The sequence below is a fragment of the Paenibacillus cremeus genome, assembly GCF_007786445.1.
Classification (GTDB): domain Bacteria; phylum Bacillota; class Bacilli; order Paenibacillales; family NBRC-103111; genus Paenibacillus_G; species Paenibacillus_G cremeus.
In genome coordinates this window covers 1-14,889 of the sequence record NZ_VNJI01000047.1, presented here as the reverse complement: position 1 = coordinate 14,889, position 14,889 = coordinate 1, and the positions used below count along the sequence as shown (strand labels likewise).

Annotated in this window: 14 protein-coding genes; 12 read left to right on the top strand and 2 right to left on the bottom strand. The window is 48.8% G+C overall.

The features are described 5' to 3' along the window. The first annotated feature begins 16 nt into the window (after positions 1-16). The 8 genes from FPZ49_RS26825 to FPZ49_RS26785 all read left to right on the top strand — a co-directional run bounded on the left by FPZ49_RS26825 (position 17) and on the right by FPZ49_RS26785 (position 9,313). Entirely contained in the window at positions 17-1,504 is a 1,488-nt protein-coding gene (locus FPZ49_RS26825) for a sulfatase-like hydrolase/transferase (protein ID WP_144852987.1), read from the top strand. Between the two features lie 171 nt (positions 1,505-1,675). Continuing rightward, a complete protein-coding gene (locus FPZ49_RS26820) occupies positions 1,676-2,158 on the top strand; it encodes a DUF2975 domain-containing protein (RefSeq protein WP_144852985.1) in 483 nt (160 codons plus the stop codon). Positions 2,159-2,168: 10 nt separating this feature from the next. Beyond that, positions 2,169-2,387 carry a helix-turn-helix domain-containing protein gene (locus tag FPZ49_RS26815; protein ID WP_144852983.1) on the top strand — a complete coding sequence of 73 codons (219 nt, stop codon included), beginning with the start codon at positions 2,169-2,171 and terminating at the stop codon, positions 2,385-2,387. 1 nt (position 2,388) lies between these two features. Continuing rightward, positions 2,389-3,633 (top strand): DUF4153 domain-containing protein, encoded by a 1,245-nt coding sequence (locus FPZ49_RS26810; protein WP_144852981.1) that lies wholly within the window; start codon positions 2,389-2,391, stop codon positions 3,631-3,633. Positions 3,634-3,898: 265 nt separating this feature from the next. After that, positions 3,899-4,006 (top strand): sporulation protein YjcZ, encoded by a 108-nt coding sequence (locus FPZ49_RS26800; RefSeq protein WP_144852979.1) that lies wholly within the window; start codon positions 3,899-3,901, stop codon positions 4,004-4,006. Positions 4,007-4,136: 130 nt separating this feature from the next. Continuing rightward, positions 4,137-4,421, top strand: coding sequence for a hypothetical protein (locus FPZ49_RS26795; RefSeq protein WP_144852977.1), 285 nt, complete (start codon positions 4,137-4,139; stop codon positions 4,419-4,421). A gap of 153 nt (positions 4,422-4,574) precedes the next feature. Continuing rightward, positions 4,575-5,357 carry a 4'-phosphopantetheinyl transferase family protein gene (locus tag FPZ49_RS26790; protein WP_144852962.1) on the top strand — a complete coding sequence of 261 codons (783 nt, stop codon included), beginning with the start codon at positions 4,575-4,577 and terminating at the stop codon, positions 5,355-5,357. A gap of 50 nt (positions 5,358-5,407) precedes the next feature. After that, on the top strand, positions 5,408-9,313 hold the full coding sequence (locus FPZ49_RS26785) for a non-ribosomal peptide synthetase (RefSeq protein WP_186446124.1): 3,906 nt from the start codon (positions 5,408-5,410) through the stop codon (positions 9,311-9,313). An 83-nt stretch (positions 9,314-9,396) separates the two neighbouring features. On the opposite strand, the gene FPZ49_RS26780 is transcribed toward FPZ49_RS26785, so the two are convergent. Continuing rightward, complete coding sequence (locus FPZ49_RS26780) at positions 9,397-10,683, bottom strand: LysM peptidoglycan-binding domain-containing protein (protein ID WP_144852958.1); 1,287 nt, start codon at positions 10,681-10,683, stop codon at positions 9,397-9,399. 85 nt (positions 10,684-10,768) lie between these two features. After that, positions 10,769-11,494 carry a stalk domain-containing protein gene (locus FPZ49_RS26775; RefSeq protein WP_144852956.1) on the bottom strand — a complete coding sequence of 242 codons (726 nt, stop codon included), beginning with the start codon at positions 11,492-11,494 and terminating at the stop codon, positions 10,769-10,771. Between the two features lie 311 nt (positions 11,495-11,805). On the opposite strand from FPZ49_RS26775, the gene FPZ49_RS26770 reads away from it, so the two are divergent. The 4 genes from FPZ49_RS26770 (at position 11,806) to lgt (ending at position 14,722) form a co-directional block, all read left to right on the top strand. After that, on the top strand, positions 11,806-12,003 hold the full coding sequence (locus FPZ49_RS26770; protein WP_144852954.1) for a hypothetical protein: 198 nt from the start codon (positions 11,806-11,808) through the stop codon (positions 12,001-12,003). Positions 12,004-12,766: 763 nt separating this feature from the next. Continuing rightward, positions 12,767-13,054, top strand: coding sequence for a hypothetical protein (locus FPZ49_RS26765; RefSeq protein WP_144852952.1), 288 nt, complete (start codon positions 12,767-12,769; stop codon positions 13,052-13,054). Continuing rightward, entirely contained in the window at positions 13,048-13,383 is a 336-nt protein-coding gene (locus tag FPZ49_RS26760; RefSeq protein ID WP_186446123.1) for an ROK family protein, read from the top strand. The genes FPZ49_RS26765 and FPZ49_RS26760 overlap by 7 nt, the downstream gene beginning before the upstream one ends. 403 nt (positions 13,384-13,786) lie before the next feature. Continuing rightward, positions 13,787-14,722, top strand: coding sequence for a prolipoprotein diacylglyceryl transferase (lgt, locus tag FPZ49_RS26755; protein WP_144852948.1), 936 nt, complete (start codon positions 13,787-13,789; stop codon positions 14,720-14,722). Positions 14,723-14,889 lie beyond the last annotated feature (167 nt).

Here is a 14,889-nt window from a genome sequence, read left to right as displayed (position 1 = left end):
TGAAGGAGACATGGACATGGTTAGTACGAACAAACGACCACACATTATTATTTTTAATCCGGACCAATGGCGCAGCGACGTGATGGGGCATATGGGGAACGCGGCCGCCGTAACGCCGTACCTGGACCAGCTGACGCAAACCGAGGCGGTATCGTTCCGCAGTGCCTTCTGCCAAAATACCGTGTGCACGCCGAGCCGCTGCTCGTTCATGAGCGGCTGGTACCCGCACGTCCGCGGTCATCGCACGATGTACCACATGATGCAGCCGGATGAGCCGGTGCTGCTGAAGACGCTGAAGGACGCCGGTTATTTTGTCTGGTGGGGCGGCAAAAACGACCTCGTTCCGGCAGAAAACGGCTACGAGGCGTATTGCGACGTGAAATACAAGCCGGCCAAGCCGCCTCGGCGGGAAACGAATCTGCATGCCCACGACGTGTGGCGCGGGGAGCCGGAGGGGGACAATTACTTTTCCTTCTACGCCGGGAAGCTGGAGAAGGCCGAGGATGAGGAAGCGTACTACGATGGGGACTGGGCTAACGTGCTGGGCGCCATCGATATGATCCGCAACGCGCCTGCCGATCAGCCGCTGTGCATTTATTTGCCCTTGCTGTACCCTCATCCGCCGTATGGCGTGGAGGAGCCCTATTTCAGCATGACCGACAGAGCCAAGCTGCCGCCTCGCATCCCCGCGCCGGAGCAGTGGGATGACAAGCCGAGCCTGCTCAAGGGCATCTATGAAAAGCAGCATCTTCAAGGCTGGACGGAGGACCGCTGGGACGAGCTGCGCGCTACCTATTACGGGATGTGCTCCCGCGTAGACCGGCAGTTCGAAATGGTGATGGATGCGCTGCGCGAAGCGGGCATGTACGACGACTCTGCGGTGTTCTTTTTCTCCGATCACGGCGATTTTACAGGGGATTACGGGCTGGTGGAGAAAACGCAGAATACGTTCGAGGACTGCTTGTCGCGGGTTCCTTTTATCATCAAGCCGCCTAAGGATGTACCTGTCGCGCCTAGAGTGAGCGAAGCGCTGGTGGAGCTGATCGATTTCCCGGCTACCGTCGAAGCGCTGCTCGGACTCACGCCTGAGCATACTCACTTCGGCCGCTCGCTGCTCCCGGTCATCGCCGGTGAAACGGATGAGCATCGCGATGCGGTCTTTTGCGAGGGGGGCAGGCTGCACGGGGAGGAGCAGTGCATGGAGCGGGAGAGCACCTCGGTTACGAGCGGCGCCGGGCTGTATTGGCCGCGCATCCAGTGGCAGCTGCAGGAGGGCCCCGAGCACTCGAAGGCGGTCATGTGCCGGACCAAGGAGTATAAATATGTCCGCCGGATGTACGAGAAGGATGAGCTGTACGATCTGGTCCGTGACCCGGGGGAGACGATCAACCGGATTGCAGACCCGGAATATGCTGGCGTGCTGATGGAGCTGAAGGAGCGTCTCTTGACGTTTTATCAGGAAACGTGCGACACCGTTCCGCATCGACCGAATAAACGGATGTAACGAGCTGAAGGGCTTAGAGGAAACCTAAAGCCACCGTGTGACTTATCGTCGCATGGTGGTTTTTTTTATTTTGCGTAACAGTAATGATTTATTTTATTGCGAATATAATTTATTGCAAAACGATAAATATTGTGTTAAATTCGATGTGAAAAAACATGTGAGGTGTAAGTTATGAAACAAGGTACAACGCTTCTTTTAAAGCTGGCGGTCCTTCTGATTGGTCTTCCGGTGCTTGTTATGTGCGTCCTCGGGTTACCTATGATCGCTAAGGATGCAGCAGACAACCATTATGCGCTGGCCCATTTGCTCTATCCTGTGCTGGGGATTATGTACGTTACGGCGATCCCGTTTTTCACTGCTTTGTATCAGGCGCTCAAGCTTTTAAGCTATATTGACCGAAATCATGCGTTTTCGGAATTGTCCGTAAATGCCCTGAAGAACATCAAATACTGTGCGATCATCATCAGCGTCGTGTATGTGGCCGGCTTGCCGCTCTTTTATCTCCTTGGGGAGAAGGACGATGCCCCGGGGGTTATTGTCATCGGATTGGTCTTGATTTTCGCCCCAGCCGTCATTGCCACCTTCTCCGCTGTGCTTCAAAGGCTTCTGAAAGAAGCTATCGATATCAAATCCGAAAACGATTTAACGGTCTGAGGTGAAGCTAATGCCTATTATTATCAATGTAGATGTGATGCTGGCGAAACGGAAAATGAGTGTTACGGAGCTCGCCGATCGGGTGGGGATCACGATAGCGAATCTTTCCATCTTAAAAAATGGGAAAGCCAAAGCGATTCGACTATCGACGTTAGAGTCCATTTGCAAAGCTTTAGACTGTCAGCCTGGAGACATTTTGGAGTATAAAAGTGACGAAGGGGAGGTTTAGCATGGAAATGATTAGCCTGATTAACGAAAACCGGGATAACCCCCATGAGCTAGAGCGAATCTATAGAAAAGAACCCGAGGCGTTTAAAGCGTCACTCCCCAATGCCCGGGAACAGCACCCGGATTCGCAGGTGCTTGCCGTATGGTACGAGAGACTGCATTTCAAGGAGACGGTCCACCAAGAAAAGGCCTCCTTGCTTTCGAAGGATTTCTTATCCATGGGCGTGTTGGCCATTCTGGCCGGGATCGTCACGAGGGTTATGCTGCATTTTGTAGAAAAGCAGTTCATCGCCCCTATGAACCTTGCGTTTGGGATCCTTCCCTTAATGGCCGCCTACTTCGTATACAAAAATCCCCCTAAAAAGGGCGTTCTTTATATCCTTGGAGCTTTATTTCTAGTCTCCGGAGTTTATCTTAATCTGCTGCCGCTGGAGCATACGGACAGTATAATTCTGGCGTATATGCACCTTCCCATTTTTTTATGGACGTTAGCAGGGCTTGCATTCACAGGCAACGACTATCGCAAAGGGAGCACAAGATTAGCCTATCTAAAATTTAACGGGGAATTCGGTATCCTTTACGCCATTATGGCCATCAGCGGCATGCTGTTAACGGCATTAACGATGCAGCTGTTTCGATTTGTCGGACTGGATATCGCGGAATTTTATATGAAAAATGTCGTTGCCTTCGGTGCTGCGGCACTTTCGATTGTGGCTGTCTATCTGGTCTCAAGGAACCTGAAGCTGGCCAAAAATATTGCACCTTATATAGCTAAAATTTTTAGCCCTCTGGTGTTGGTCACCTTGCTGGCCTATTTGATCACTGTGATGTGGGTCGGGAAAAATCCGTTTTTGGACCGTGATTTCCTCCTAGCCTTCAACGGAATTCTGCTTAGCGTATTGGCCGTCACGATCTTCTCCATTACCGAAAGCGGCGCGGACGAGAACAAGAGCCTTTCCGATTATATCAACGTGGCCCTCATCGTGCTTGCTCTTCTCATTGACAGTGTGGCTTTATCTGCGATCGTGTTCCGGCTTTCCTCGTACGGGATTACGCCTAACCGGCTTGCTGTTCTAGGCATCAACCTCCTGATCTGGGCTCATCTCCTTTGGATTATGATATCCTATGGGCGCTTTCTTCGAAATCAAACCGGACCTTCGGCGGTTCAAGCGGCCATTACGAAGTATTTGCCAGTGTACGGAATCTGGGCCGCGATGGTGACGTTTGTTTTTCCTCTTCTGTTTTAGGTTTAGCGGCCCTGGTTTGATCTGGTGCACGCTTTGGCGACGGTGTTTTTCTTGTACGTGCTATCGGGCCCGATGATCGAGAAGCTGGAGCGGATTAAGATCAAATACGGGATCATGGATCGATGAAGTACTGGAGGTTCACTAGCGGAAAAGGGCGCAACTCCCCTAATCATGTACCCATACCTTAAGGAGATCAGCTCCATATAATGTGGTATGGGTTTAGGGAAACATCCCAAAGCTCAAAAACGGATGAGGAGTGATCCTAATGGGCGGCTATGGCGGTTGCGGTGGATACGGCGGCTTTACTTCGACTGGAACAATTTTGGTCCTGTTTATTCTGCTGGTTATCGTTCTTTCTGCTTGGGTTATCTAATTGATAGCTCCCGGCCCGGCCATTCGTGGCCGGGTATTTTCTTTTTGTCGGGGGAAAATCCAGTGCCCAATCCGACCAGGCGTTCACCTGCATACAATACAGTACCAACCATGAAGAAAGGATGAACGACATGAGCGGCAAATTTCCTACTGTCATCCGCAATTTGAACGAGGGACTGGATGAGCTGATTACGGCGATGGACAAAATGAACACGATCTACCAGAGCGCCGGGCAGCTGTCCCCGATGCTGAAGCAATTCAGCCGGCTGGTGGCCGAAGCGGCTGCAAAAACCTCGGAACCGACCGTGCGTGTAAGCCAAGTGAATCCCGCGAAAACCCGAATCGGGCAGCGTAAACGCAAAAGAAGAGCGTCGATCTCCGGCAGAAGCAGAGTAAGTAGACCTCGAATTTGGTAAAAGTATGGATAAAAATTGAAAAGGGGCTACCAAAAATTAAAAGATAATGATACAATAAGTATCATAGATATATGACCAATGTTTGACTACCTGATCCTAGCTTGGAAGGTCGGTTCAATATCATTCGGTGACCCTAGATAAAGGAGGGGGACGATGGTGGTGACGCCGAGATTGACCGACGAAGACGAAGCAGCGTCAATGGTTCGATTCCACGAGGCTCACCCTCTGGATGCAGCCTCTAGGGCCTTATTTCGAAGCGGCCGTGAAGTGCATGTCTGGTACGCCGCCACGGATGCGCCCACTTCTGTTATGTCCAACTTAAGCTGCTTGCTATCCCCTGAAGAGCAGCTTCGAGCGTTTCGATTCAAATACGCGCAAGACCAAAGCCGGTATATTATTTCCCACGCTCTTCTACGACTCCTCTTATCGGCATACACCGAGATAGCCCCCTCTGAACTTACACTGGAAAGCACGAAGCACGGGAAGCCCTATTTGGCAGCCCGGCTTGAGCATAAGCGCATTCAGTTCAATATTACCCACTCAAATGATACATTTTGTTGCGTTTTATCGAAAGACTGGGAGGTTGGTGTGGATGTAGAACAGATTCGAAAGGACTTCGACTGGTTCAGCATAGCCCAAAGCTATTTTTCCCCGATGGAAGCGGCCCAGCTCGAAGCCACGCCGGTCGATGGACAAGCTTCGGCATTTTATAAGCTCTGGACACGGAAAGAGGCCTTGCTGAAAGCCATCGGCACAGGTTTCACCGGAATAGGAGGCTTGGCGGATCATAGAGACGTCCATTCGATGTCGAGTTATGCGCTGCACTCGTTTCAGTGGAGTCCAGATTATCAAGGAGCCGTCGCTGTGAACTCATCCGTCCCGAGAGCTGTATTTTTCCATTATCCCGATTTAATAAGGCAGTTACTGATTCCATAAGAAACAGCTTTAAACTATTTCAAAGGTGCCGCATGGAGGATAAAAAACGGATGCTTAGGGAAATCACGAACTTAACCGGTAGGACGAGTGGAGCGTTGACATTTGAGCAGGAGTGGTACTGGTTGTTGGAGAAGCAGAAGCCGGGTCATTCTGCTTTGAATGAATCATGCATAATGAGGTTTAGAGGTGCTGTGCAGCACAAGAAATTAGAGTGCTGCATCAATGAGCTGATTAGAGACCATGAGGCGCTAAGAGCCGGCTTCAGCAGCCAAGAAGGTGCTCTAATCAGAACACTTCGGCCATTTACCTATGAAGCACTGCGGGTATACGATATCAGCCATTTGTCGGCAGAGGAGCGCATCCGTGAATTGAAGCGGCAAACTGAGCTCGAACGGACCCGTTCATTTGATGTGGCGAAGGAACTACTAGTACGTGCAGCAGTTGTCAAACAATCAGATGAGGAGCATGTTGTAATACTGACCGTCCACCGCCTTCTGATGAACGGTTGGACGATTCATGATCTGGCCGAAGAGTTATCCAGGCTATACGTTACTCTGTTTGGGGAAACAAATGGCATTACTATCCCCGAAAAAAGCGTGGCCTTAGGCATTGAGGCAGAGGGGGGCGAGGAGGGGGCTTACTGGGAGCAGCGACTTAGTGGGGAGCTTCCCGAGCTTCGGCTTCCATTCGATTATCCTCGGCCGCATCAGCCTACTTTGAATGGACAAGCTCATACCTTCCGGATCTCAGGCCCAGTTTTCCGCGACATGAGATCGCTCTGCATGCGGGAAGGCATGACGATGGAGTCCCTTTTATTAACTTTGTTAAATGTAATGCTGCACCGGTATACCGGCCAAGAGGACTTGATCGTCGGGATCGTGGGCTCATCCGGTGCCAAAAACCAAACATTAGTTATACGGTCATCTTTACATGGAGCTATGACGGCTTTGGAATCCCTTCGTACGGTAAGGGATATGCTTACTGAGGCTACCAGACATCCGTATATTCCGTTCGCTAAGCTCATGTCCATAGTTGGTAGTGAAGGAGGAGGTAAAGTCTCCAATCCGTTGTTTCAGGTCATGCTGAAGATGGAGCGTACGCCGAAGGCTCATCTCGACATCGCCGGACTTCGATTGGAAGTGACAGAGCATGACAATCATCCGGCATTCGTGGATTTAACCTTACGTGTGAAGGAAGAGGACGGAGAGCTGCTGTGCGCGTTCGTTTATAATACGGATGTGTTCGCTGAAGAAACCATTGCCAGAATGGAAGGGCATTTTACCAACTTGCTGGGAGGGCTTCTGGCTGCGCCTGATGCACCGATCTCAACACTGCCGTTGCTTAAGGAGGAAGAGAGGTATGAGCTCCTGGAAGCTTGGAATGGCAGGGGAGCGGCTTATCCTCGTCAAGCCAGCATTCACGAGTTGCTGGATCAGCAGGCTGACTGGCATCCGGACCGAACGGCCTTGCAATGGGATGCTGGACAAATGACTTACCGGGAGCTGGACAAACGAGCCAATCAACTGGCCCATTACTTACAAGAGCAAGGGCTGGACAAAGAACAATTGGTGGCCATTTGTCTCGAACGTTCACCTCATATGATTGTGAGCTTTATCAGCGTGCTGAAAGCAGGAGGAGCGTATGTACCGCTCGATATGACCTATCCTCCAGATCGGATAGCGCATATGATCGATGATTCCAACGTGTCCATTATCATTACAACAGATCGAATGGCGAAACAACTCCCTCCGACGAAAGCTCGAATGATCTGCCTTGATAAAGTGGTCCTGGCCATTGCCGCCCATCCTGAGCATCGCCCCATCTATCGAAGCGGAGCTGATAGCTTGGCGTATGTGATGTATACTTCCGGCTCCACAGGCAAACCGAAAGGCGTTGCAGTAGCCCATCGCGGGATCGTTCGTTTAGTGAAACAGATCGACTATGCGGATCTAGGCCCAGAGGAGTCGATCCTAAATCTGACCACGTCTGCATTTGATGTCTCCGCTTTTGAAATTTACGGCTCTTTATTAAATGGGGGCAGGCTTGTCCTTATGAACGCGGATCGGCCGTCACTGGAGCAGATTGGCGAAACGATCCGTAAAAATCAAGTGACGACGATGTGTATGACACCGGAAATGCTGAATCTGCTGATAGAGGACTGCAAAAACGCTATGGGCAGCTTACGTCAAATTTTATCGGCGGGCGATGCTCTGCCGGTATGGCTTGCGCGCAAATGCCTGGCTCAATTGCCCGATTGCCGGTTAATTAATGCCTATGGACCAACGGAAAATTCCGTTTACAGCACAAGCTATTGGGTGAAGGAAGTGGCCGATGAGGCGACGACGATTCCGATTGGGCGACCCATAGTAAACGATGGCGTCTATATCCTCGATCAGCATCTCCAGCCTGTGCCCAAAGGAGTAGCCGGGGAGCTGTACGTGTTTGGGGATGGAGTAGCCCTCGGGTATTTGAATAATGAGAGCTTAACGGCAGAGCGATTTCCAGTGAATCCATTCTCATCCAAGCCGGGAGCGCGAATGTATAAAACGGGCGATGTAGTACGCTATCGCTCGGATGGGAATATTGAATTTATCGGGAGAGCAGACCAGCAGGTTAAAATCAGAGGCTGCCGCATTGAATTGGGCGAAGTGGAGGCAGCGGTAGGACTATATCCCGGGATCCGCCAAATCGTGGCAGGAACGCATAAGCGCGAAGACGGTACAAGTGAATTGGTCGTTTATGTTGTCACGCAAAAAGGGGAGCGCTTCAATCAGCAGCAAATGCGGTCGTTTGTTCGTGAAAGATTGCCGGAATTCATGGTGCCATCCTATTTTATTCCGTTGGAGGAAATTCCGGTGACTCCGGTGGGTAAAATCGACCGTAAACGGCTGCCTGCGCCGAACGTTCCGTACAATCAAGCGAATGTTATCCTGCCAAGAAATAAAATAGAAGAGAAGTTAGCAGACATATGGGGGAGCTTATTAGACGGGAGACAAATCAGTGTAACGGATAATTTTTTCGATCTGGGCGGACATTCGTTATTAGCCATGCGTATGTTCTCTGAGATTGAAAGGGTATTTCACAAACAATTATCCGTATCTGTCATTCTAGAGGAGAATACGATCGAAAAATTGGCTAAATGCCTTGCCCTGGATCCTATAGAAACACCGATGCCCCCTTCTTTGGTGACCATTCAGCCGCTGGGCTCCAAGCCGCCGGTATTCTGCATTCATGGTGGAGACGGTGAAGTATTATCGTATCGGAACCTGGCTAATTTATTAGGTCAAGAAAGGCCGGTATATGGACTTCGCTTTACGGAACGGGACGAAGCCACCAGCATTGATGTACTGGCTGCAAAATATATTGAAGAAATCAAAGCCGTGCAATCGAGTGGTCCCTATTCCTTAGTAGGCTACTCTCTCGGAGGTATTATCGCTTATGAGATGGCGCGGCTTTTGGAGCAAGCGGGGGAGAAGGTGAATTTGCTGGGCGTGGTAGACAGCCTTAATCCCATTGTCTATCCTTCCAAATCGACGCTAAGGAAGCGAGTATCCAAAAATTTGAAATACCTTCGTCAGCTGCCTGTTGCTCAAATGCTATCGTTCATGAGACTCAAGTTCCAAAATGTAGTTCAACGCTTTCAAAATATGGTCAGAGTGGAAGAGGTTGAACAAGGCGAGCTGCATCTTCAAAATGCCCTTATGACCTACGAGCCTAAGCCGTTTCGGGGGAAAATGCTGCTCCTTCGTGCTAATGAGAAGCTGGTAAATGATGAGCTGTTTGTTGACGAGAAGATGGGCTGGGGAGATGTGGTCAACGGGGACATTACCGTGCATGAAATCCCGGGAAATCATTTTACGCTCATGAGTGAGCCGAATGTAGGGCATGTAGCAAAATATATTAAAAGCTATTTAATTGCGTCAGAACGGAACTATCCGTTAAAGTTGAACCGATAACAAAACGAAAGAGTCCTTCACGCGTTCACGCGTTGAAGGGCTCTTTGTTATTGTGCGCGGGAACACGAATCCATCCCAGCAGCTTATCGCTTCACAATGTTGAAATTATCTTCCAGCAGCAGCCAGTTCTGGGGAAAGCTTAAGCCCAGCTTCCAGTAGCTGATGCCGCGAAGCCCGAGCTCCTTGAGCAAGCTAAACTTGGCTTGAATGGAGCGGGCGTCCTCGAACCAAACGGCATGCTCCTTGCCTACATCGTCCCAGTACGAGAAATGAGGAGCCTGAGCGGTGTAATCGTACAAAATTTGCGCATTGCGCTCTCTTGCCAGCGTAATAGCTGCTTGAGGGCTTAACGCTTTGGCGAAGGGGCCGCCTTTGACATAGGGCAAGGTCCAGTCGTAGCCGTATAAATTTTGCCCCATCATGATCTTGGAACCAGGCATTTCACTGAGGGCATATTCCAGCACCTTACGCACCGGACCGATCGGGGAGACCGGCATGGGCGGTCCCCCGCTGTAGCCCCATTCATAGGTCATAATGACGACAAAATCGGCGATCTGTCCGTGGGCCTTATAATCGTGCGCGGTATACCATGCCCCGGTTTGCGCGCTGCTAGTCTTGGGCGCCAGGGCGGTGGACATCAAGTAGCCTTCCCCGTGAATCCTTGCAGCTGCTTTGCGCAGAAAGCGGTTATACGCCTCTTTGTCCGTAGGGCGCAGATGCTCGATGTCGAAATGAATATCGCGGAAATTAAGCGATTGGGCTGTCTGAATGATGTTGTCGAGCAGCTTATTTTGAAGGGCCTCATCGCTTAAAATGAGATGCCCAAGCTCCCCGCTGAACTGATCGTTCTCCAGATTGGTGACGACCATCATGAGCGTAACGCCGTTATTCCCGGCAATCGTGCTGAACTCGTTCAGCAGCGGAGCTTGAAGCGTCCCATCCCGCTGAATCCGGAAGCTGAAGGGGGCCAGGTAGGTCAGGTGCGGTGCAGCCTCCTCCGCCGATTGGTGAAGCGCAGCCGTCACTTCCGTGCCTCTCGGCTCAATGTAGGCGTTAGCCTCCGCCTTGCGGCGAGGCGCAGATGGAATATACAGACGCAGGCCAACCTGTAAAGGCCGGTTAGCATGTAAATGGTTGACGGAAGCAAGAGTTTGGGCGGAGATACCAAATTTACGGGCAATGGAGGACAGACTGTCGCCGGGTTGAACCCAGTAATAGTGTCCGGTAATCGGAATCACTAATGCCTGTCCTATGACCAGGGTATGGGCGGGAGATATCTCGTTCGCGCTGGTGATCGTTTCAACTGAAACTCCGTAGGCCTGGGCGATGCCGTAAAGCGATTGGCCCGACTGTACGACGTGAATTTGCATGGGTTACGTTCCCCTCCTTTATTAGGCTGAAGTACACAGTACACTTTCATACAGTGTATTCGCCCAGGAGGGAATAGGTGAAAGTCTATTTATCCAAACCCATTTCTTGCAATAAAACCTCGTGAAGCGCTTGTTTGGTGGCGGCGATGTTTTTCTGGGTCGTCTGAATCGTCGTGAACATGCTGACCTTGATCGGGACGGACATGTCGATACTCTTATTGGATAAGCTGACAGTGATGAGATCCTTCGTCTGCTTGACTTGATCCATGGTCTGCAGCTGGCTGAAGAGAATTTGCGGGATTTTGGTCTCCCTCGTCACCTTGTCCTTCACCTTCGTCGCGACCTGTGTCGATTCGTTGTACTGCTTCGTCAGGTCCTGAAACTCGTTATCTATTGTTTTTAAATAATCGCTGGCATTATCCAGTGTAGTATAGTTTTGAATTTTTTGAATGAACGTTACCATCGCTTGATCCGTATCGCTGAGCCATTGATATGTGTCCTTCAGCAAAAGCAGCTCTTGGGCGTCTTTATCGACTTTGGGTGCCTGCTGCGTCTTATCCAGCGTTACATTAACACTATACGTGTCCCCGTTCCAAGCAACCTCTGCGCCTAGCTGCTTCAGCATATACAAAGGCACCATCGTTCTGCCTTTATAGTTAATAGCCGGGACATCCTCTACCTGCAGTGCTTGGCCGCCCGACTGGACGTTCACGACCGGGCTGCCTTCGTAGTCGCCATTTAAGCTGGCTGCGTAAGTGATACTGGATAAGGATAATAGGCCTAAGGACAAGAGTGCGATTTTTTTCATCATGGTTCTTGTTCACCTCACGGGATGGAATGGCCTTGCTGATTCTCTGCTAAACTGCCTTTTACTTCTTTAACTATAAAGGATATGAGAGAGAAAAAGGTAGTTTTTTGTTGAAAAAGGGAAATCGAACACCGACAAAAAAAGATATTGCGTAATTGGAAAAATTATGCTAAATTAGAATAAATATCTCATTTTGAGCGGAAGAACCGCCTTATGACATGCGCTGGACAGCGTGTGCGTAAGGCGGTTTTTTGTCGTTATTCGGCGGGTGGTTGCCAAGAGAAAGGGGGCAAAGGACTATGGGAGGTGCAGGAATGCAGCATTCGAAGCTATCGGACTTGAAGGCAGGGGATGTGCTGGCCGGGCGGTATCGGATCGTTTCTTTGCTCGGCAGCGGAGGAATGAGTCTGGTGTTTCTGGCGGAGGATTTGAAGCTGAACGGCAAGCGCTGGGCGGTCGAGTATAATGAAGTAACCAATCAGTCGGAGTGTTGGGTGACAATAATGTTTTGAAGTTCCAAATAAAGTTTTGAAGTACAGATTATAGATGAAGCATTTGGAAAAAATACATATTAACCATGCAGAAGTAGTTAAGCCGAATTACTACCGAAACTACAATATCAAGCGTCCCTATCATAAATGGGGGCGCTTTTCATTTTCATTTGCCGTCTTATCAGCCCGATCTCAAGTGTGTAATCGAACAGCTTTTTCATATAACAAACAAAACAATTAAGGAATATTTTCGGGACATGGTGCCGTCCTAAATTTGAAATCAGGCAAATTAGAGTATTGTTCTTTGACCGATAAATTTAACGAATTTATTGGGTTGAATTTTGAAGACGCCAAAGCCGAACGAAGAGCTGAAGCAAGGGCACAGGAAGCAAAGACCAGGAGTCTGGCACAGAAGAGCAGCGAGAAACTGATACCACAGTGTCTTCAGTCACGGGTTCTTATAGATCGGATTTTACGAACAAGGTGAATTGTTTAAGAGTTATTTGATCTGGTATTCTCTCGGCCGATTCTATTCTATATGGAAGTGGTTCGTACGTACAGTTTGGTGTTCGCAGGTCCGGTTTGATCTTTTTTATGTTAAATAGGCGTACTGAGATAATACCAAGTAACTACATAAAACCAATATGGAATAAAGATGAGAAGGATTTATATGTTTTATCATTATATTTCAAAATAAACCTAGATGATTATTCTTATGTTTATTTCAAAATAAATTTAAGTGAGCTATAATTCATATAGATAGTTAAGACGATGGGGTGAGTTCATGATTCATATTGCCGATCGGATCCAGGATGCAAAATCAAAACTCGTTTACGGCTTGATCCGCAGCCATGGCACTGTATCCAAGCAAGACCTAATCCAATGGAGCGGACTCGCCCCAAGTACGATGGTAAGAATACTTGATGATTTACTAGTTGAAGGATTAATTCGAGAAGCGGGTTACGGCGAATCGACGGGAGGCCGCAGGCCTTTCTTATACGAGACTAACCCGAAGTACGCATACGTACTTGGACTTGAAATTTCGAAGGGATTTTTACCAATCAAGTGCTAGGTTTCGGGATCGGTTCCGTAGGGCCTATAGACCGGAAAAACGGCATCATTCTTGACCCGGTTCACTTCTCATCCATTGGCGGGAACAATATCCCTATTTGCAACTGGCTTGAACAGGAGATCGGGATCCAGGTTAGTATTGATAACGGTGCCAATGCTTCTTTACTGGGAGAGTATTGGTCGGGTCATTTACAGGATCAGGCGCATTTGCTTTATCTGCATGTAGGGGTCGGGATACGTTCGGCTATCATGACCGGCGGTAAAATGATGTATGGAGCTATTGAACTTGAGGTCTCAATCGGTCAAATGATTATTATGGGCGGACCTTGAATTAGCACGAACGAGCTGTTATTTGATATTGCTGTGCAAGTGGCGAAGAAGAAAACTTATAATTCAGACCATTACTGCCCGGAATTTAGGAAAGCAACGCTTTGAGAAGATTCCATTGCATATGGTTTAGCATTAATGCTGATTGATCAATTGACACAATAATGATTGAGCGGAGGATTTTCAATGAAGCTATTTACTCCGATATCCGGAATCATGGCTGATAAATACATTCGTGCGCCCGTGATCGGGATGAGTTTTGCCAGCGTAGGATGCGTTCTGCTTGTATGGGGTTGCCGGCGGCGGGGGATGACAAATTAGACCGTGCACTTGAAGGGAAATGTTTGGTTTATAATAAATAGAGTTAGAGCTTTATATTAATATTAACGAATGTGAGGAGTTTAAAATGTTGAATCCCATCGCGATTTCATTGGGACCTATTAATGTCCATTGGTATGGAATTATTATTGGTATTGGGGCTTTGCTTGGTTTAATTCTTGCGACGCGTGAAGGCAACCGATTTGGAATTTCTTCTGATTTTTTTATGGACCTACTTTTAATCGGATTACCATCAGCTCTTATTGGCGCAAGAGCTTACTACGTAGCGTTTGAATGGAGCAACTATAAGAATAATTTAACTGAGGTTTTTGCAATATGGCATGGGGGCATTGCTATTTATGGTGCACTGATTGGTGCAATTCTTGCTGCTGTTTTTTATACGCGCCGGAAGGGGTATGATTTTTGGCGCATTGCCGATTTTTGCGCACCTGGATTAATTACAGGACAGATGATCGGGCGATGGGGAAACTTCATGAATCAAGAAGCTCATGGGGGGCCTGTCACTGAGAGTTTCTTGAGCAATACGTTGCATCTTCCAAGCTTCATCATCAATCAGATGTATATTAATGGGCAGTATTACCATCCGACATTTTTATATGAATCATTATGGAGTCTAGCCGGGCTTCTGCTGTTGTTATGGATCCGCCGAAGAGCGTTCTTACGGGCAGGCGAGCTGTTTATGAGTTATTTCATTTGGTACTCACTCGGTCGGTTTTATGTAGAAGGCGTTCGAACAGATAGTCTTGTCTTTGCAGGCCCGGAATGGTTGGCATCGCTTCTTAAGGCGATGTGGAGCCCCATGAGTTTTTTCGGTTGGGGTGCTATGGAAGCTGATAAAAATATTAGAATTTCTCAGTTACTCGCGGTTATTATCATTATCGCTGCCATTGTTTTTATTTGTATTCGACGGACAAGTAAACATTCAATTCCATATCGTTCACCCATTAACCCCAAAACATCGATAGCTTTAACAATTCAAGGACAGCATCCCCAAGAAAGTTAATATTTCGTTTCGGACTCCTGCCATTTGTATGGCGGGAGTTTGTTTGTGCGCCTCACAGTCGCACAATCTAGGTGGTTCAAATCCACCCGGTAACTTTACCCTTTAAAGTGCCGTAGCCGAAGTAAAGGTCCGACCCTCCGGAGGAGGAAGGACTGACAGGGTGTCTC